The following is a 17619-nucleotide window of genomic DNA, read 5'->3' on the forward strand; positions in this document are numbered from 1 at the left end:
CATCATCATGTCTGACCATCCCACGATGCTCGGCGCGCAGCGCGTCAGCGACCAGTGGAGTGTGCTTGCCTCCTGGTTTCCCGTGCCCGGCATGGGCGGCCTGCCCGTCAACAGCTTCCTCCTGAAGGGAAGCGAGCCACTGCTCATCGATACCGGTCTTAGCATGCTGGGCGATGCTTTCGTCACGGCCCTGGAGAGCGAGATCGATCCCGAAGAGCTCTCCTGGATCTGGGTGAGCCACATGGATGCCGACCATGTCGGCAATCTCGCCCGCGTCCTGGAGATTGCGCCGAAGGCGAAGGTGGTCACGAATTTCCTCGGCATGGGCAAGATGAACCTTGCCGGGCTGGACGTCTCGCGGGTGCATCTGCTCAATCCTGGGGACTGTCTCGAGCTGTCCGACCGCAGGCTCAGGCCGCTTCGCCCGCCCTATTACGATGCGCCGGAGACGATCGGCTTCTTCGATGACAGGGACAGAATGTTCTTTGCCGCCGATTCCTTCGGCGCCCTGCTGCCGGAACCGGTTGCCGACCTCCGGGAGGTTGCCGACGACACCCTTCGGGACGGACTGGTCGGCTGGTCGTCGATCGATGCGCCCTGGCTGACTTCGGTCGACCAGGCAACGCTCGGGCGCACCTTAAAGAGCATCGAGCGGCTGGATCCGGAGGCCGTTCTTTCAGGGCACCTGCCGCTCGCCCGCAAGGGAGCGGGGCAGCTTACGCATCATGTCGCCAACGCTTATTGCCGCGGCGCCAATTCAGACCTCGATCCCCTCGCGATAGAGCATATCGAAGCCGCCTTCGCGTGAGGAAACCGGCTCTGGGAAAAGGATGGAACCGTGAATCGCTTACTGACGATCGTCCCCCGGAAGTTCCGCCGGCGGACCGAGATCCGGCGCAATGAATTCGCGCTTGCGCGGATGCCCGAGTATCTCCTGAAGGATATCGGCGTCACGCGCAGCGAAATCGGACGCCGATACAGGCAAGCCGGCTGAGCGGCCTGCGCGCCTCCAATCCCGACAAATCCGCAGTCCCGCGACTGCTTCCTTCCGGCAGAAAGCGATGCCGGGAACACCCCCGGTCTGTCCGCAGCCTCGCCTGCGGAAGCCGGACAACCCACGAAAGGACCTTGAAATGCACACGCAAACCGACATCAACCGCCGCACCGTCCAGCGGTTCCTGACCGGAACCCATTCGCGTAACATCGAGGATGTTGCCGTCATCGATGAAACCGTTGCCGATACGATCACCTGCCACGGGTTCCCGGGCTTCGTGATTGAGGATCACGAGAGCTACAAGAATTTTTTCCGGGTCTTCCGGCAGTCCTTTTCCGATATGGACTGGACGGTGCATGCGCTGATCGCCGACGAGACCCATGTCTGCGCCCGCTGGGAAATCACCGCGACCTTCAGCGGGGATTTTGCCGGGGTGAAGGCGGACGGCCGGCGGGTCACGTTCGACGGCATGGTGCTCTACCGGATGGAGCGCGGGCTGATTGCCGAGACCTGGCTGCAGATCAACGAGATGCAGCTCCTGACCGCGATCGGCGCCATTCCGGCGCTCGCGGCCTGAACAGCGTTCGCCGGACCCTCAAGTCCGGCGAAACGCAAGGCTTGGGGGCACTGCCCCTGATAATCAATCTTCGAATTCGAAAGGCGGGCAGGCCGTGCTGGAGGGCGTCAGGGATGTGTCCTTTCCCCAGGAGACGATCACCGGACGCTCCAGTGCCTCCAGCTTCATGATCCGGCAGGAAATGCCGAAGACGCTGGAGACGTTCTCCTCGGTCAGCACCTCCTCGGTGGCCCCGCTCGCGGCAATGCGGCCCCGTTCGAACAGGACGACGTGGTCCGCGTAGCGCATGGCCATGTTGAGGTCGTGCAGGACGATCACGAAGCTCCGGTTCTCCGCCCGGCTCAGGTGCTTGATCAGGTCGAGCAGTTCGAAGGCATGGGCGATGTCGAGGTGATTGGTCGGCTCGTCCAGGAAGATGCGCGGCGCGTTCTGGGCCAGCGTCATCGCCACCCAGGCACGCTGAAGCTGACCGCCGGAAAGCTGCGCGAGGGAGCGGTCCCTGAGATCGGCCATTTCGGTGATCGCAAGCGCGGTTTCGCAGGCGGCGGTGTCCTCGGCCGAAGGGCCGGAGAAACGGCCGCGATGGGAATAGCGGCCCATCAGCACCAGGTCGCCGACGGTGAGGTCCGACGGCGCGTGGGGAGACTGGGACAGCATGGCCACCTGGCGGGCAAGTTCTTTCGCCGGCCAGTCGTGAAGCGGTCTTCCGGCAATCCGGACCTCCCCGCTGAGGGGCTTGTGCAGGCCGCGCATGGTTCTGAGCGCAGTGGACTTGCCGCTGCCGTTCGGGCCGCAAAAGGCGATGATCTTGTGGTCGGGCAGCTTCAGGGAGACCGCGTCGAGTGCGGTCGTGCCGTCATAGGCCGCGGTGACGTTTTCAAGGCGGGCCATGAGTTCAGGCATGATGTTGCCGTCCTTGATCAGCAGGTACAGGAACAAGGGAGCGCCGACGAGGGCCGTGAGGGCCCCGGCGGGAAGCTCCAGCGGCGGTGCAAGCGTTCGGGCGAGCGTATCGGCCAGGAGAACGATCAGGCTGCCGGTGAGGGCGGTGGAGAGCAGGTAGCCCGGCCGGAACTGGCCGTGAAAGATCCGCGCCACATGCGGGGCGACCAGCCCGACAAAGCCGATCGCGCCGACATGGGCCGCGGCAAGGGCGGTCAGGAAGACCGCGGCGGCCAGCAGGGCGAATTGCGCCTTTTCCAGCGATAGCCCGGTGGTTCTGGCGCTTTGCGGGTCGAGCGCCATCTGGTGTGCGGCCAGACGCTGGGCCATCAGGAAGGGCGTGATCGCGGCAAGACCCGCGCCGACGACATAGACATCCTGCCAGTGGGCGGCGCCGATGGAGCCGGTCAGCCAGGTCAGCGCCTGATTGGCCCGGTAGACCGGACCGAGGATGATCAGCAGCGTGACGGCGGCCTTGGCAAGTGCGGCCAGGGCGATGCCGTAGAGAATGATCTTCAGCGGCTTGTTGCCGCCCCGGTCCGCGGCCGCAAGTGCCATGACCAGGAAACCGAACAGCGCCGCGGCCGCGACGGCGGCAACCGGTTGCCAGTGGATGGAAACCAGAAGGTTGTTGGCGCTGTCGGAAAACAGCCACAGGAACAGCACCACGCCGACCGCCGCACCGTCGGTAATGCCGAGCACGGACGGCGAGGCCATGGGGTTGCGGACGACCCGCTGCAGCATTGCCCCGGCCAGCGCAAGGGCGGCGCCCGCCAGGATGGCAAGGGTAACGCGGGGCAGGCGGAGCGTCCAGACGATCACCTCGTCCATGCGCGCGCCCTGGTCAAGAAGGGCGGAAACCACCCGTTCCGGCGGCATGAAGCTGGAGCCGATGCCGGTTGCGGCGATGGTGACCAGAAGCAGGAGGCCGAGCAGCGGAACGAGCCTCGGCAACGCGGACAGGACGTTCATCGGATCGCAGCTCCCTTCCGTTCCCGCAGGAGATGGATCAGCAGGGGGACGCCGACCAGCGCCAGAACCGGGCTGATGGGGGCTTCTCCGGGTGCAACGATGATCCGGGCGAGAATGTCCGCGGCAATTGCAATAACTGCACCGGTGAGCATGGACACCACGATGAGCTGGCGCGTCGGCGGCAGGTTCGTGCCCGAGAGGCGCTGCGCGATATGCGGCGCGGCGAGACCGAGGAACAGCACCGGCCCCGCCATGGCGACCGCGCCGGCGGCCAGCAGCGCGGCGAAGAAGAGGGCTGCCAGTCGCGCCGCGACGACATTGACGCCGACCGAGCGCGCCGTGGCGTCATCGAGGCGCAGGACGTCGAGCGAGGAGGCCAGGAACAGGCTGCCCGCGCATCCGGCGACGAGGAGCGGAATTCCGAGCAGCAGAAGATCGAGCGGCCGGTTGGCGAAGCTGCCGGATAGCCAGAACAGCAATGTTTCGAGCGCCGACTCGTCAATCAGGAGAAGCGTCTGCGTGAAGGAGGCGAGCAGTGAGGCGACGGTGAAACCGGCCAGTAGCGTCGTAGCCGGATTGTCTGCGCCGCCGGCCGAGATCGACAGGAAGAAGACGAGAGCCGTTGTCAGCAGCGCGCCGAGGATGGCTGCGGCGCCGATCCCGGCAAGGCTCGAGACACCGAAGACGGTGATGCCGAGGGTCACGAACAGCGCCGCGCCGGCATTGAGGCCGAGCAGGCCGGGCTCGGCCAGGGGATTGCGGGTGACGGATTGCATCAGGAGACCGGACAGGCCGAGGGCCGCGCCGCAAAAGAGCCCGATCAAGGTCCTGGGCAGCCGCAGGGTGGTGACGATGAGGGCATCGGTTCCCTCAGCCCCGGCAAGCGCAGCGAAGACCGTTTGCGGGCTGTAAAACGTCAGTCCCGCATGAAGGCTCAGGAAGACGGCAGCGCAAAGGGCAGCGCCAAGTCCGATAACCAGCCGCGTCACGCCAACGATCTCCCCTCCGGTTTGACAATCGATCCGGTTTCGTCACATACACGCGTTTAATAGTGGAGGCAAATTATCAACTTTTTGGAGTCGTTCTAATGAAGGCCTTGAAGCAAGTTCTGCGTATTCTGCCGCTCTGCGCGATGCTGGGGGCCGCGCCCGCGCTCGCCCGGGACGTGACCGACAGCATGGGGACCGTGACCGTTCCCGATGAACCCAAGCGCGTTGTCGTGCTGACGAACGAAGGCACGGAAGCCTTGCTGGCCTTGGGCGTGACGCCCGTGGGCGCGGCCAATTCCTGGAACGGCGATCCCTGGTGGGATCACATTTCCGAAGCGATGGAAGGGGCCGAGCCGGTCGGCAAGGAAAGCGCGGTGAACCTGGAAATGGTGGCGGCGCTCGAGCCGGACCTGATCCTGGGCAACAAGCAGCGCCACGAGGAGATCCATGCCCAGCTTTCCGCCATTGCGCCGACGGTGATGTCGCAGGAACTGCGCGGCGACTGGAAGATCAATTTCCGCCTTTATGCCGAAGCCCTCGGCAAGCAGGCGGAAGCCGAGGCGGCCATTGACGACTATGACGCCGCCGTCGCGTCGCTGCGCGAAAAACTCGGCGACCATCTCAACGAGGAAGTCTCCGTCATCCGCTTCGTGCCGGGCCAGATCCGCATCTATCAGCTGGACAGCTTTTCCGGCGTTCTCCTGAAGGATATCGGCTTCAACCGTCCGGCGAACCAGAATGTCGAGGAATTCGCCATTCGCACGGGCAAGGAAAGCATTCCGGACATGGACGGCGACCGGATCTTCTATTTCACCTACGAGACGGGGAACGGCGAAGGGTCCGCACTGGAAGAGGAAGTGCTGTCCGATCCGCTGTGGCAGTCCCTGTCGGCGGTCAAGGCCGGCAATGTCCACCGGGTCAGCGATGCGATCTGGAACACGGCCGGCGGCATCATCGCCGCCCGGCTGATGCTGCAGGATATCGAACGGATCTACGGCGTGGAGTGAACGGGCCAACCGGTCGGAAAACGCTGATCCGTTTCAAGCGCCCGGCAGGACGAACTCCAGAATCATCACATCTCGAGCCCCACTGCAGCGCTTGAGCTGATGTTGCCACGCCAGAGAAGTATTGCGGCCAGGAGCCCCCAGACGAACAGCAGAAACTCAATAACTGTGAGAATTTCCGCGTCGGCGGGTCGCGACGTTGTGGAAAGATCATAGAGCGTAGTTACGCCGAGGGCGGCTCCAACGCCAAGGAAGAGGTGACCGATGATCAGGGCTAGCAGCGGTGTAACCGTCCCGATCGTTCCAAGTGCGCCAATCACTTTGACATTACCGCTTCTGTGCAGGAACGCGACCGACCAGAACAGAACGGCCAGAAGCAGGGCGAAAGCATAGAGGATCAGAAGGCGGGCCTGCTCGGGCCCCGCCGGTGCCAAGAGCGCCATCATCCTCGCAATTGCCGCGAACGCAAACGAGACGAGGCCCGCCCGGTTGAGCGGCTTGTAAACCCCCATCTCATCCGCGAAGGCCCAGGCGCCAAAGGTGGTCATCCCCAATGCCAGAAGTTTCAGGGCAATGAGATCGACGGGAGGAAATCTCAGAAGGAGGCCCGCAAGTGGGCCTGTCGCCAATGCGAGCGCGCCGATGCGTGCGTTGAGGGTTGCCATATCCGTGTCCTCGTAGTTTGAACCGCGGGCAGGCTAATGTAATGAGGAAGGCGGCGGCCCGGACATTCGAGACCATGTGTCCGCATTCGGACATCAATGCCGATTGTCCGCAGCAGCGAAGGGGACGGTGAAGAATGAGCCGGCAAAGTGCAAAGACCAAAGCCTCCATTCATGAAGCCTTTGTCGAACTGGTTTTTTCGAAGCGGTATGACGAGATCCGCATGACCGATATTGCGGCGGTGGCCAATGTCGGCCGGTCAACGCTCTACCAGCACTATCCCGACAAGGATGCAATCCTGCTTGCCAACATGGACTGGGTTCTGAACGGCTTGCTGCAGACAACGGACGGTCCGTCGGCGGAGAACCAGGTAACAACCGTTCTCGATCACATCTGGCAGCACCGGCCCCAGGCGCGCCGGCTGCTTTTCGGCACGACCGGTGAAAAACTGGAAGCCGCCCTGGCGGGCGCTGTCGCTCGGAAGCTTCATCAGGACAGACCGGACGCCTTGCCAGCCGTCTTTACCGCCAACCAGGTTGCCGCTGCCGTCTTTTCAGCCCTGCGAACCTGGTTGCGGGGGAGGGGTCGTGTTCACCTTTGAGCCTTGCGAGTGGCCTCTGCCGGACATCATCGGCCCTGACAGGGCACCGGTAACGGCGCCCGTTGCAGCTGTCAGATTGCGCTCAAGGTGATGAGGGCGACGATGAGGTATCGTCCGGTCTTTGCGATGGCGACGAGGACCAGGAAGCTCCAGAAGGGTTCCTTCAGGACGCCGGCGGCCAGGGTCAGTGGATCGCCGATGATCGGCGCCCAGCTCAACAGCAGGCTCCAGCGGCCGTAGCGGTGGTACCATGTCGTGGCCTTTTCCAGCTTGTCGCCGCTGACGGGAAACCACGTGGCTTCGGAAAATTTCGCAGCTCCCCGGCCGAGCCCCCAGTTCACGACGGATCCGAGCGTGTTGCCGAGACTGGCGGCGGCGATCAGCAGGATCACGGGCTCGTCGCCCAGGTAGATCAGGCCGGAGAGGCCGAGTTCCGACTGGGCCGGGAGCAGGGTGGCGGCCAGGAAGCTGACGCCGAAAAGAGCCAGGACGGCGCTGCTCATGGGCGCGCCGTGAAAGAGGACGACATGCTCCTGCGCATGGAGCCCATGCTTCGAGACAGCGCTGCGCGCCTCCTCAGCATGAGGTCTGACTCGCAGCGAAGCGTATTCCTAAGGATCCTGCCCCGGTGCATTCCATTTTATGGGGCCATACCCTAATCAGAGTCATCCGTGTCAACCGGCAGCAGCTTGTTCTGATCGGGCTCAAACCACAGTTTCGGCCGGACGTCCAGTGCCGGGCTCAGTCCCAGGGACGGATCGCCGCCAGGGCAAAGCGGTGGGCGGAGCTCTGGCGGAGGCGATCGGCGAGGCTGTGGCCGCGCATGCCCCTGCCATAGAGCGGCGCGACGGCAAGCTGGTGGAAGCCGGTGAAGCCGGCTGCCTTGAGGTCCGACATCAGCCGCTCCACACTGAGGCCTTCGCTATAGGGCAGGCGGCTGAGGATATCTTCGTGGCGGGACCGGTCCCCTTGCGGCTGCTGCGGTCCGGAGAGACGGTCGGCGAGCCAGTGGCGCAGGCGCAGGAGCGCGCTCCTGGGAGCCCGGAAATCTCCGTCGACGATCAGGAGGCGCCCGCCGGGCTTGAGGACCCGGAACCATTCGCCGTAGGCGGCCTGCGGATCGGTGAGGGTCCAGGCCAGGTGCCGGGTGATGGCGAAATCGAAGCCGGCATCTTCCAGAAGCCTCATCGATTGAGCATCGCTCAGGACCGGGCGCCAGTCCCGGCCCGCCAGCTTGGCGCGGGCCAGGGCCAGCATGGTTTCGGAAAAGTCCAGCCCCGTGACGGAGGCGCCGAGGCCGGTGAGCACGCGGCTGATCTCGCCCGTGCCGCAGGCGATGTCCAGAACCTGCCATCCTTCGAGGCTGTCATGCCTGCCGACGCCGCAGGCCGTACGCACCAGCCGCTGCCACTCGGGCATGCCGAAGCGGTTCTCGATCCGGTGGGAAACGGAGCCGTCGAAGGTGGCGGCGCGGCCGGACCAGTAGTCGCAGATCTCGTCCTTGAGCCCGAAATTGGCAGCGAGGGGGGCTGTCTCCAAAGTCATCAAATCTATTCCGATGCAGCGTCAAAAGAATGGTCGCGTGAGGGATGACGCTCCCTCCCGCTGTCGCCGGTGCGGTTCCCGCCATGATGGCCGCGCGACGAACCGGCGCCGCGCGCTCCGGCTGGCGGACCGTATTTAACATGAATATGATAGTCAAGTTAACTTCTTGCAGTTGAACGGAAGGCCGCCGGGCGGGCAAGGCGGGGACCGCTGCGTTGCGGTCCGGCCTTGACAAGGGATGTGCAAGGATCGGAAAAATAATCAATATCCCCAGACACGGGTCCAGAGTTTGGAGCCAGCCGTGCCGCTTCGGGCCGATTGACCAGCGGGAGGGCCGCACAGAATTCGGCGCACGGGCTGTGCGCCGGTCCGCCAGGCCGATATCCGCGCATGGGCAGTTATCAAAGAAGAAGACGTTCAGGGAGGACAACAGGATGAAACTGAGCAGAAGACAGACACTCGGCCTGATGGGCGGCGCGGCCGCCTCGGCGCTTGCGGCCCCGGCCATCGCCCAGAACAGGAAGATCGTGGTCGGCGCGCTGCGCTTCACCTCGCATGCGGGCAGCTTCGTGGCCGTGGAGCGCGGCTATTTTGCCGATGCCGGCCTCGACGTGGAGCTGAAGTTCTTCCAGGCGGCGCAGCCGATGGCGGTCGCGATCGCCTCTGGCGACGTGGACTATGCGGTGACCGCGATTTCCGGCGGGCTGATCTCGCTTGCCGACAAGGGCGCGATCAAGGTGATCGGCGGCGGCCTGACGGAGGAAAAGGGCATTGACGGGCAGAAGATCCTGGCCTCCGACGCGGCCTTCCAGGCGGGGCTGACCTCGCCGGCCCAGCTCGGCGGCAAGACCTTCGGCATGACCACGGCCGGCTCCTCCTTCCACTACATGGGCTCCAAGATCGCAGAGGCCGAAGGCGTCAAGATGACGTTCAAGCCCCTGCAGAAGGTCGGCGCCGTCATCGGGGCGCTGAAGTCCGGGCAGATCGATGCCTGGACGATCGTGCCGCATATCGCCAAGCCGCTGGCCGGTTCCGGCGCGGTGCATATCATCGGCGATGTCGCGGACTACCTGCCGGGCTATCAGGTGACGACGGTGTTTACCTCCACGCAAAACGCAACGGACGAGCGGCAGCAGACGGAGGATTTCCTGACGGCCTTCAGCAAGGGCGTGGCGAACTACAACGCCGCCATGATCGAGAAGACCGGCGGCGATGACGGCGAGGCCGCCATGGTCGACCTCATTCACAAATACGTCTACGCGGACCAGCCGCGCGAAAAGGCCGCCCCCAGCATCATCAACGGCACCATGCGGCTGAACGAAGGGGCGAAGCTGAACATCGCCTCCATTCGCGACCAGCTCGAATGGTTCCAGGCCGAAGACCTGGTCAGCAAGGACGTGACCCTCGATACGCTGGTCGACAGCAGCTATGTGGAGACCTACGAAGGCTGAGCTGCCTTGACGGCTTGCCACTGATGACACGGCAGCGTCCGGAAGCGGGCGCTGCCGCCTTCGGTGTTTCCCATGAATGACAAGAGCCCCCGATGGACATAAGACTGGACTCGATCAGCCATTCATATGGCGACACCGAAGTGCTCAGCGATATCTCGCTCGACATTCCGGCCGGGCGGATCGTCTGCCTGGTCGGGCCGTCGGGCTGCGGGAAGTCGACGCTTCTCAGGTTCATCGGCGGCCTGGAGCGGCCGGACACGGGGCGCGTGCTGCAGCTCGGCAGCGCGCCGGAAGGCTGTCTCAATCCGCTGACCTTCGTCTTCCAGGATTTCGCCCTGCTGCCCTGGCGCAGCGTGCGCGGCAACGTCTCGCTGGTGCTGGAGGATCACGGCATGGGCGGCGCGAAGGCACGGGCCATCATCGACGACGTGCTGGCGCGCACCCGGCTCTCGGATTTCGCGGACGCCCTGCCCAGGCAACTGTCCGGCGGCATGAAGCAGCGGGTGGCGATCGCCCGGGCGCTGGCGGTCAATCCGGCCGTCATGCTGATGGACGAGCCGTTGTCGGCGCTCGACAGCCAGACGCGCGAACTTCTGATGGACGACCTCGTTAGCCTGTGGACGCGCCAGCCGTTCACGGCCGTCTACGTGACCCACAACCTGGCCGAGGCCGTGCGCCTGGGCCACAAGATCGTGGTGCTCTCCCGCCGGCCGGGCAAAATCCGCGAGATCGTCACCATCGACACGCCGATCCAGGAGCGCAGCGTGGGCGATCCGGTCTGCCAGAACAAACACGACCTTCTTTGGGGACTGCTGCGCGAGGAAGCGCGCGCCGCGGATGAGGAACTGATCGATGGCTGACACCGCCGCATCGCAAAGGGAGCTTTCCACCGCATCGGGCGCGAGCGAAGTGCGGTTCCGGGGCGGCGGCTTTGCGCCGAAAGCGCCGCGCTGGGTGGGCGTTGTCGTTTTCGTCCTGCTGATCGCGCTGGTCCAGTGGGGCACCGAAGCGGGCTGGATTTCAGCCCTGACGCTGCCCAAACCGACGGACGTCCTGGCGACGTTCGGGGAGCTGTGGCAAAGCGGGCTCCTGTTCAAGCATCTCAACCCCTCGCTGACCCGGCTGGTGGTCGGCGCCGCGATCGGGGTCAGCCTCGGCATATTCACCGGGGTGATGATCGGGCTGTTCTCCTATGCGCGCGCCGGGCTGGTGCCGCTGGTGGCGGCGCTCTTCCCGATCCCCAAGATCGCGCTTCTGCCGCTGTTCGTGATCTGGTTCGGCATCGACGAAGCCTCGAAATACGCGCTGATCGCCTTCGGAACGTTCACGCCGACGGTGGTCGCGACCTATGGGGCGGTGGACAACGTCGACCGCTCGCTGATCCGCATGGGGCAGAGTTTCGGGCTTTCCTGGCTGTCGATTGTCCGCAAGATCGTGTTGCCGGGGGCGATGCCGGGCGTTCTGTCGGGCCTGCGCATCAGCCTTGCCATCGCCATCATCCTGCTGGTGGCCGCGGAAATGCTCGGCGCGGAATACGGCATCGGCGCCTATATCCTCGAGGCCGGGGCGCTCTACGATCTGGAGCGGCTGTTTGCCGGGGTGGTGATCCTGTCGCTGCTGGGAGTGATCGTCAGCGGCGTCATCGGCCTGATCGAGCGGCGGCTGCTGGGCTGGCGGATGTAACCTGCACCCTTGCAGAGGAAAGGCCAATGCCCCAATCCGTCCGGCTGCCAGCAGGTTTCCTTGCGACGGTCGCCCGGTTTTTCAGGCCGTCCAGAAGCGCTCAACGGCGAAGTGCCGCGAAGCGGTTGTTTGCAAACCAATTTTCGAAAAGCCTTGTCTGAACAAGGGATTCAGACAAACGGGCGCATTGGACGTTTCGCCAAAACGCGGCTAAAAACAGGGCTATTCCGATATCCTGGGAAAGTGCAGCCAGGCGAACGCGCCGGTTCGAGAGGTTTAAGCAGGACCGCGTGGAGGATGCTTTTACCGGATGGGAAACGGCGTTAGAACAACACATGAACGGATTGAAAGAGACCGAGGGCGAGACCTGTGGCTGATTTTGAAGATATTACCGGATGGCGGGAAGAGTTGGCGGTTTTTAGGCGGACACAGGAAGGCCTGCCTTTTTAACAAGTACAGTGCGTGGGACCGAGGACCCTGAAGCTGCCTTACGAGACGGCCATTCATCTGGCAGGTCTGCACTTCAAGCATCCTGAAATTCACGAGGCAGTGAAAAAATCAGCGGCCTGGGTTGCCTACCTGGATGCCAATCCAGACTTTGGCCGGGACGATGATGACTTCGAGGAACTTTGTCCTTGGGAAGCCAATCGAAGCGGTCATGACTTTGCGCGCTGGTACGCGATGAAAAAGCGGATTCCGTGCGACGCAACCAAACTTGGCATCTGTGTAGCATTAGCCGAAGCAGTCGTGAACGGTATCCTTCCTTCGCTTTCCGCACCGGAGACGAGAGCTTATGCGGAAAGAAAATTTTCTAAAGATCTTTCCTTCTCTAGTGAGGGGCGCCTATGACGGAAAAAGTCTTATTCTTAGACGCCTCCGAGATCCTGACGATCCTTAAGAGAACCGGCTCCAAATCTCACCCGCTTCAAGGACTGAACGCCCTCGTCAACCGGGGCGACAAGTTTTTCTTCAACGATGATTTTATCGAAGAGTTGGAAGGCGCTGAAGAATGGGACAGTAAAAAAGGAAAACTTATCCAGCAGTGGCTGAAAGACAACGCAATTCGCCTAGTGGCTGTCGATCGGGTCCGCGAGGAGGTGAGCCATTCGGATTGACTTCGGAACAAAAAGGGAACAACTTGGTTGCCGCGAACCTGGAAATACGTTTTGACCGGCTTCAAGTTGCGAAGAACATTTAGTGAAGGCCAGAGATGCATCGATTGAATATAAGGACTTTCGTTTGTCCAGGTTTTCAGTAGGCAACACAGGGACTGCGAGATGAACTTTAGAATTGTGGTGCTGATTCCACTGTTTTCAGCGGCTCTCTGGGCAGATGCAGTGAATGGTGAACTGCTTCCGAGATTGCCAAACAGCGGTATGTATATGCTCGGATTGGGTATTCTTTCAAAGGTCACAGTGTTATTCAACGTGCTTTTTCTCACTGTTGTGTTCTCGAGGAGAATTGTTCTTTTCAGGAACTGGTACTCAAACCTCATTATTGCATTGCTTCTGATGCCGAACGTTCTTTGGCTGCTGCTTTCGATAAGCACACTTCGTTATTATTATGTGGACTTGTTTATTGGGAACGAGCTTGCAAGGTTTATGTCGAATTTGAGTGTTGTGAGCCTGACTTCATTGCTTCTGCTAGCGAATTATTTTCGATCTAAAGAAGAGGATAGTGACAAATGAGTTCAAAAAACCGCTTGGAAAGGATGGCCCAATTGGAACAGCTATTGGGTTTGGAGAAGCATTTATTGAGTTTGGAATAGATTCAAAAGTTTCCAACGACCTTGTTACTGCTGCCGATAGGGCCATTGGCGAGTCGATAGCGTCCCAACTACCCGGTCGCCAAGACGGAGGCGTGGCGGATGCCTATAGACATGTTCTGCTCTCTGCCGAACTTGTTCGGGACTACGGGGTATGGCCAGCATACCACATTCTGGAAAAACACGAGTTTGAATCGTCTGGCGGGGCCGATAATGGCCTCGATATGTGGAATAACTCCGTAGGAATGAAGATAGGACAATATGTCCGTCAAAATGGCGGCGATTGGGACGATGTAGTCCGACTTGCGAGGATGGCTGTGTTGGGCTCGTTCACGGTCGGCGACTACAGCCAAGTCAGAAATTGGAAGAAGCGCAGCGCTGACGACGGCATTCGCATAGGATATGAGCAGCATTTAGCGATCCACAACCCTCCGAGGTCCGGCAAGCTTTCGTTTGTTGATTTTGCCAATCAATTCAATCGGAAATATGCGTTTAGAGTGCGGGAGGGTGAAATCGTTCTCGAAGGTGGAAAGCTAAAAATACCTCCCATAGCGGTAACAAGCCCCCAACATTGGAAAAAGAACCCCAAGGTCCAGGTGAAGGGTAAGGACGTGGAACTGAGCGTGCAGCAATCGCAGTTTCCAACGCCAGCCTGGTTCGAGGGGAAGGGCTTTAACTACGAAACTGGAAATGCTGCACCTAAGCTTACCTTTTCGCTGACGCAGCTCGATTTCAAGTTGCAGCCAGAGGATTTCGCAATTCTTAGCGCTGAGCGTGCATTGGAAGGAGCCAAGGACGTTCCCCTGTCCAACTGGCCGGCAATAACCGGTTCCGCACCGGCTCTGCCACCCACTTTCACACTGGCTGATGAACGGCCCTCGGCTGCGGCAAGTGTGATCCCGGTGCCTGCGCCCAAGCCCGACGACGGAGCTGCAGGCCGGCACGGGGGTATGCAGTTCCCGATCCCGCCGGCGCGCCGTCCTCGGTCAATCCGTTGGGCACAGGCGGAGCGGTGAGTGGCGGCGCCCCCTTCGCCCGCAGGACCTCCTACGACACCTACCGTCAGCTGGGCCTGACGCCGGAGGAAGAGGCGCAGGCGGTGGACGAGTTCAAGGCGCTTGTGAAGGAGAGCTATCTCGACATGGGCGGCGACATGGAAGCGGCGCAGCTGCTTGCGACGCGGCTGTTCGCCTTCGACTGGGGCCTGTCGGCCTTCGCGCAGGCGCCGGAAGGCACCGTGCTGAAGCACCCGGTGGAGAAGGTCTATCCCGGGCTTGAAGGCGCCGGGCATGACTACATCCGCGGCGACGTGGAATCCTTCCTGGAGGCCCGGGACATCAAGGCGGCCCGGTGGTATCTGACCCCGAACGAGAAGACCGGCCGGGACCGCAAGAAAGCCTGGATGGACGATCAGGGTTACGGCCCGCGCATGACCCTGGCCTATGACGACGACACGGGCCGGCAGCACGTCGTGACCGACAGCTATCAGGCGGACATACGCGGGCCGCGTCTCAAGCAAACGGAAGCGTACAACCGGGCGCTCGAGAACGAGGCGGCGCAGTACGGCTTTGAAGATCCGGTTGCGGCGGCAAGGGAGAAGCTGGCAGGGGTGGCGATGCCGGTGCCCAGGGCGAGCCCGAAGCCGTTGGGGCGGGAGCTTGCAGGGTCTGCCCCCGGGATGCCCGACAGGCAGATAGGGAGCGGCGGCTGAATTTGCGGCACGCGTTGTTTCGAACGCAGTTGCTCTGGAACCGATTGGATGCCCGGATCGCCGACCCGGTCGGGCCCGGTCTGGGCATGGTTTCCTCGCCACTCGGCACCGCGCCGTGCCCGCTCCAGTTAGCCGATTTCCGGAGGGAAACGGCACGGGTCATGGATCAAGCCCTTTGATGACGAGAGGAGGAGACGAAGTCGGTGCCAATTCCGACTTGTCCATTGCCTGACCGCCGTCAGGTCGTATCCGGGCGCATCTAATCCGCGTTTATCCGTTCGAAGTGCTTTGGGCGGTGACGACGCACGCACGTCCTCATCCTGAGGAGCCGCGCAAGCGGCGTCTCGAAGGATGGGCTGCTTGCCCGGAGGATGTCGCCTATCCTTCGAGACGGACCTGACGGTCCTCCTCAGGATGAGGATGTGTTTGTAGGTAAACCTCTGAAGTCATAAATTTTTCTTCATCAGGCTGATCCAGCCACGCCTGGAACGGCGAGGTGGGGTTCGGGGGCCGGTGTTCCGAGTGTCACCGGCTGGAAACGATCATGAATTCAGAAGTTTTCCGATCCCCGCACGTGCAGGGATGACGAGGAGCCGCGACGGAGGGCCGCTGGGCGGTGATTTCGCTTGCGGCAGACAGGCTCCCGGACCTTATCCAATCAAACCAGAAAGGCACATCATGTCTTTGACGGGCAGTGATGCAAAGGCGCTGAAGTGGAAGACGCGGAAGGCGCGGCAGGCGGTGTGTGAGGCGCTTTGCGCGCATATGGCCGCCGGATACTCGATCGACAGTTTTCCCGGCGCCGACCGCAGGACCATCCGCTACTACGCCGAACAGTTTCCAGAAGACTTTCCGCCCGAAAAGCTGGAAGAGGCCGCAAGGCGCGGGCTGCTGGAGTGGGAGAAGATCGGCAAGGACGGTGCGCGGGGCGAACTCGCCAAGTTCAATGCCAGCGCCTGGACCTTCAACATGAAGAACCGCGCCGGCTGGCGCGACCGGTCGGAAGTGGAGGCCTGGGGCATCCTGGGCGGACCGGACGAGGCGCAAAAACTGGAGAAATTCAAGCCGCGCAGCTCGGAGGAAATCGCTCTGGGGGTGATGGCGCTGCTGACCGCAAAGGACACACGCAAGGATGGCGACGGCCCTCGAAACGCTGATTGAGCATATCGACAAGATGGCGGCACCTGAGCGTGTCGCCCTGCAGAAGCAACTGGACGAAGCGGGCGTGCTGGATCAGTTCAGCGTCTGGCGGCCGCAGCCGGGGCCGCAGACGGACGGCTACTTTTCCGAGGCCGATCTCACCCTTTACGGCGGGGCGGCGGGGGGCGGCAAGACGGACCTGATCGCGGGCCTTGCGCTCTTTGCCCACCACAAGGCGGCGATCTTCCGCCAGTCGCTGAAATCCCTCAAGGGCGTGATCGAGCGGATGAACACGCTGATGCGCCAGGCGGGCATGGGCAAGATTTCCGGCAATCCGCCGCGATGGGTGGGGCCGGACGAGCGCATTATCGAGTTCGGCCATCTGGGGCTGCCGGGATCGGAGGAGGACTGGCAGGGGCGGGACCACGACCTGAAGGCTTTCGATGAAGGCGCGCAGATGGACCCGCGCAAGATCATCTTCGTGCTGGGCTGGCTGCGCTCCACGCGCGCGGGGCAGCGCTGCCGCGGGCTGATCGCCACCAATCCGCCGCTCGGCGGGCAGGGTGATTTTTTAAGCGAATGGTTCGCGCCCTGGCTCGATCCGCTCCACCCGCTTTACGGCAGGGTGAAGCCGGGGGAACTGCTGTGGGCGGTATTCATCGACGACGGCGATGCCATCCGCACCGTGTGGGTGGACGGGCCGGAGCCGGTGGAGATCGAGGGCGAAATCCGCACGCCCAAGAGCCGGACCTTCATTCCCGCCAGGCGCCAGGACAACAGGTTTCTGGGCGCGGACTACGATGCGCAGCTCGACCAGATGCCGGAGCCGATGCGCACGGCGCTGAAGACCGGCGACTTTCTGGCCGCACGGCAGGACCACGAGTGGCAGGTGATCCCGTCCGAATGGGTGGACCTGGCCTTCCAGCGCTATGACGCGGGCGTGGACCGGGACGAGCCGATGAGCGTGCTGGGCGTCGACGTGGCGCAGGGCGGCAAGGACAGGACGGTCCTGCAACCGCTGCACGGACGGCGCTTCGAACAGAACATCGTCGTCAGGGGCACAGACACGCGGGACGGTTCGGATGTCGGCTCGCTGATCATCCGCGAGCGGCGGGACAACGCGCTGATCGTGGTGGACTGCACCGGCGGCTGGGGCGGCGACACGGTGGGTTTCCTGACCAGGGAAAACAACATCCCAGCGGAAAAATGCGTGTTCTCCGCCCAGTCCGGGGAATGCGCGAAGGACAGCAGGATCCCCTTCTACAATCTGCGGGCGCAGCTCTACTGGCGCCTGCGCGAAGCGCTGCACCCGAAAAGCGGGCTGGGTCTGGCGATCAGGCGCTCGGCGAGCGTCAAGGCGCAGCTGACGGCCCATCGCTGGAAGATGAAGGGCGGCAGGATCCTGATCGAGAGCAAGGAAGAGATCAAGGAACGGCTCGGCTCGTCCCCGGACGAGGCGGACGCGATTGTCGAGGCATTGGGATGGAAGGAAAAAGCGGAGCTGAGGAAGGTGGTGCAGGCCACAAGCCGGAGGCGGATGGCGGCCCTGGCCGATCCGCTCGGCGACTTCTGATCCGGGAGC

20 protein-coding genes are annotated in these 17619 nt (G+C 62.6%); 15 read left to right on the forward strand and 5 right to left on the reverse strand.

The annotated features are described in order from the left end of the window. The first annotated feature begins 7 nt into the window (after window positions 1-7). The 3 genes from ON753_RS05170 to ON753_RS05180 all read left to right on the forward strand — a co-directional run bounded on the left by ON753_RS05170 (window position 8) and on the right by ON753_RS05180 (window position 1571). Window positions 8-808 carry an oxygen-binding di-iron domain-containing protein gene (locus tag ON753_RS05170; RefSeq protein ID WP_265961505.1) on the forward strand — a complete coding sequence of 267 codons (801 nt, stop codon included), beginning with the start codon at window positions 8-10 and terminating at the stop codon, window positions 806-808. Between the two features lie 30 nt (window positions 809-838). Continuing rightward, the gene (locus ON753_RS05175) at window positions 839-994 is read left to right on the forward strand and encodes a YjiS-like domain-containing protein (RefSeq protein ID WP_265961506.1); all 156 of its coding nucleotides are present in this window, start codon (window positions 839-841) and stop codon (window positions 992-994) included. Window positions 995-1133: 139 nt separating this feature from the next. After that, window positions 1134-1571 carry an ester cyclase gene (locus tag ON753_RS05180; protein ID WP_265961507.1) on the forward strand — a complete coding sequence of 146 codons (438 nt, stop codon included), beginning with the start codon at window positions 1134-1136 and terminating at the stop codon, window positions 1569-1571. Window positions 1572-1634: 63 nt separating this feature from the next. Here ON753_RS05180 and ON753_RS05185 read toward each other — a convergent pair whose 3' ends face one another. Both ON753_RS05185 and ON753_RS05190 read right to left on the reverse strand, forming a co-directional pair. After that, a complete protein-coding gene (locus ON753_RS05185; protein WP_265961508.1) occupies window positions 1635-3485 on the reverse strand; it encodes an iron chelate uptake ABC transporter family permease subunit in 1851 nt (616 codons plus the stop codon). Then, window positions 3482-4474, reverse strand: coding sequence for a FecCD family ABC transporter permease (locus tag ON753_RS05190; protein ID WP_265961509.1), 993 nt, complete (start codon window positions 4472-4474; stop codon window positions 3482-3484). The genes ON753_RS05185 and ON753_RS05190 overlap by 4 nt, the downstream gene beginning before the upstream one ends. Window positions 4475-4572: 98 nt before the next feature. Between ON753_RS05190 and ON753_RS05195 the strand changes: the two genes are divergently transcribed. Next, window positions 4573-5481: an ABC transporter substrate-binding protein gene (locus ON753_RS05195; protein WP_265961510.1), complete on the forward strand. Its 909-nt coding sequence runs from the start codon at window positions 4573-4575 to the stop codon at window positions 5479-5481. A gap of 65 nt (window positions 5482-5546) precedes the next feature. On the opposite strand, the gene ON753_RS05200 is transcribed toward ON753_RS05195, so the two are convergent. Continuing rightward, window positions 5547-6143 carry a hypothetical protein gene (locus ON753_RS05200; RefSeq protein WP_265961511.1) on the reverse strand — a complete coding sequence of 199 codons (597 nt, stop codon included), beginning with the start codon at window positions 6141-6143 and terminating at the stop codon, window positions 5547-5549. 134 nt (window positions 6144-6277) lie between these two features. On the opposite strand from ON753_RS05200, the gene ON753_RS05205 reads away from it, so the two are divergent. Next, a complete protein-coding gene (locus tag ON753_RS05205; protein WP_265961512.1) occupies window positions 6278-6742 on the forward strand; it encodes a TetR/AcrR family transcriptional regulator in 465 nt (154 codons plus the stop codon). Between the two features lie 71 nt (window positions 6743-6813). Here ON753_RS05205 and ON753_RS05210 read toward each other — a convergent pair whose 3' ends face one another. Both ON753_RS05210 and ON753_RS05215 read right to left on the reverse strand, forming a co-directional pair. Continuing rightward, on the reverse strand, window positions 6814-7245 hold the full coding sequence (locus ON753_RS05210) for a YqaA family protein (RefSeq protein WP_265961513.1): 432 nt from the start codon (window positions 7243-7245) through the stop codon (window positions 6814-6816). 238 nt (window positions 7246-7483) lie between these two features. Then, on the reverse strand, window positions 7484-8287 hold the full coding sequence (locus tag ON753_RS05215; RefSeq protein ID WP_265961514.1) for a class I SAM-dependent methyltransferase: 804 nt from the start codon (window positions 8285-8287) through the stop codon (window positions 7484-7486). Between the two features lie 434 nt (window positions 8288-8721). Here ON753_RS05215 and ON753_RS05220 point away from each other — a divergent pair, with 434 nt between their 5' ends. The 10 genes from ON753_RS05220 (at window position 8722) to ON753_RS05265 (ending at window position 17610) form a co-directional block, all read left to right on the forward strand. Beyond that, a complete protein-coding gene (locus tag ON753_RS05220) occupies window positions 8722-9738 on the forward strand; it encodes an ABC transporter substrate-binding protein (protein WP_265961515.1) in 1017 nt (338 codons plus the stop codon). Window positions 9739-9830: 92 nt separating this feature from the next. Beyond that, complete coding sequence (locus tag ON753_RS05225) at window positions 9831-10598, forward strand: ABC transporter ATP-binding protein (RefSeq protein ID WP_265961516.1); 768 nt, start codon at window positions 9831-9833, stop codon at window positions 10596-10598. After that, window positions 10591-11421 (forward strand): ABC transporter permease, encoded by an 831-nt coding sequence (locus ON753_RS05230; RefSeq protein ID WP_265961517.1) that lies wholly within the window; start codon window positions 10591-10593, stop codon window positions 11419-11421. Before ON753_RS05225 ends, ON753_RS05230 begins: the two co-directional genes overlap by 8 nt. Window positions 11422-11883: 462 nt before the next feature. Beyond that, complete coding sequence (locus ON753_RS05235) at window positions 11884-12270, forward strand: hypothetical protein (protein ID WP_265961518.1); 387 nt, start codon at window positions 11884-11886, stop codon at window positions 12268-12270. Next, window positions 12267-12536 (forward strand): hypothetical protein, encoded by a 270-nt coding sequence (locus tag ON753_RS05240; protein ID WP_265961519.1) that lies wholly within the window; start codon window positions 12267-12269, stop codon window positions 12534-12536. The genes ON753_RS05235 and ON753_RS05240 overlap by 4 nt, the downstream gene beginning before the upstream one ends. A gap of 162 nt (window positions 12537-12698) precedes the next feature. Continuing rightward, complete coding sequence (locus ON753_RS05245; RefSeq protein ID WP_265961520.1) at window positions 12699-13109, forward strand: hypothetical protein; 411 nt, start codon at window positions 12699-12701, stop codon at window positions 13107-13109. Further along, window positions 13099-14202: a hypothetical protein gene (locus ON753_RS05250; protein ID WP_265961521.1), complete on the forward strand. Its 1104-nt coding sequence runs from the start codon at window positions 13099-13101 to the stop codon at window positions 14200-14202. Before ON753_RS05245 ends, ON753_RS05250 begins: the two co-directional genes overlap by 11 nt. Continuing rightward, the gene (locus ON753_RS05255) at window positions 14199-14897 is read left to right on the forward strand and encodes a hypothetical protein (protein ID WP_265961522.1); all 699 of its coding nucleotides are present in this window, start codon (window positions 14199-14201) and stop codon (window positions 14895-14897) included. Before ON753_RS05250 ends, ON753_RS05255 begins: the two co-directional genes overlap by 4 nt. Before the next feature lie 678 nt (window positions 14898-15575). Then, on the forward strand, window positions 15576-16058 hold the full coding sequence (locus ON753_RS05260) for a hypothetical protein (protein WP_265961523.1): 483 nt from the start codon (window positions 15576-15578) through the stop codon (window positions 16056-16058). After that, window positions 16030-17610, forward strand: coding sequence for a hypothetical protein (locus ON753_RS05265; RefSeq protein ID WP_265961524.1), 1581 nt, complete (start codon window positions 16030-16032; stop codon window positions 17608-17610). Before ON753_RS05260 ends, ON753_RS05265 begins: the two co-directional genes overlap by 29 nt. Window positions 17611-17619 lie beyond the last annotated feature (9 nt).

It is taken from the genome of Roseibium salinum, from assembly GCF_026240905.1.
Lineage (GTDB): Bacteria > Pseudomonadota > Alphaproteobacteria > Rhizobiales > Stappiaceae > Roseibium > Roseibium salinum.

Bases quoted from the DNA above. Each gene is read 5' to 3' on its own strand.
- ON753_RS05260 (WP_265961523.1), top strand. From the start codon at position 15,576: ATGTCTTTGACGGGCAGTGATGCAAAGGCGCTGAAGTGGAAGACGCGG.
- ON753_RS05200 (WP_265961511.1), bottom strand. From the start codon at position 6,143: ATGGCAACCCTCAACGCACGCATCGGCGCGCTCGCATTGGCGACAGGC.
- ON753_RS05265 (WP_265961524.1), top strand. From the start codon at position 16,030: ATGGCGACGGCCCTCGAAACGCTGATTGAGCATATCGACAAGATGGCG.
- ON753_RS05185 (WP_265961508.1), bottom strand. From the start codon at position 3,485: ATGAACGTCCTGTCCGCGTTGCCGAGGCTCGTTCCGCTGCTCGGCCTC.
- ON753_RS05180 (WP_265961507.1), top strand. From the start codon at position 1,134: ATGCACACGCAAACCGACATCAACCGCCGCACCGTCCAGCGGTTCCTG.
- ON753_RS05195 (WP_265961510.1), top strand. From the start codon at position 4,573: ATGAAGGCCTTGAAGCAAGTTCTGCGTATTCTGCCGCTCTGCGCGATG.
- ON753_RS05170 (WP_265961505.1), top strand. From the start codon at position 8: ATGTCTGACCATCCCACGATGCTCGGCGCGCAGCGCGTCAGCGACCAG.
- ON753_RS05220 (WP_265961515.1), top strand. From the start codon at position 8,722: ATGAAACTGAGCAGAAGACAGACACTCGGCCTGATGGGCGGCGCGGCC.
- ON753_RS05225 (WP_265961516.1), top strand. From the start codon at position 9,831: ATGGACATAAGACTGGACTCGATCAGCCATTCATATGGCGACACCGAA.
- ON753_RS05230 (WP_265961517.1), top strand. From the start codon at position 10,591: ATGGCTGACACCGCCGCATCGCAAAGGGAGCTTTCCACCGCATCGGGC.
- ON753_RS05240 (WP_265961519.1), top strand. From the start codon at position 12,267: ATGACGGAAAAAGTCTTATTCTTAGACGCCTCCGAGATCCTGACGATC.
- ON753_RS05205 (WP_265961512.1), top strand. From the start codon at position 6,278: ATGAGCCGGCAAAGTGCAAAGACCAAAGCCTCCATTCATGAAGCCTTT.
- ON753_RS05245 (WP_265961520.1), top strand. From the start codon at position 12,699: ATGAACTTTAGAATTGTGGTGCTGATTCCACTGTTTTCAGCGGCTCTC.
- ON753_RS05215 (WP_265961514.1), bottom strand. From the start codon at position 8,287: ATGACTTTGGAGACAGCCCCCCTCGCTGCCAATTTCGGGCTCAAGGAC.
- ON753_RS05210 (WP_265961513.1), bottom strand. From the start codon at position 7,245: ATGAGCAGCGCCGTCCTGGCTCTTTTCGGCGTCAGCTTCCTGGCCGCC.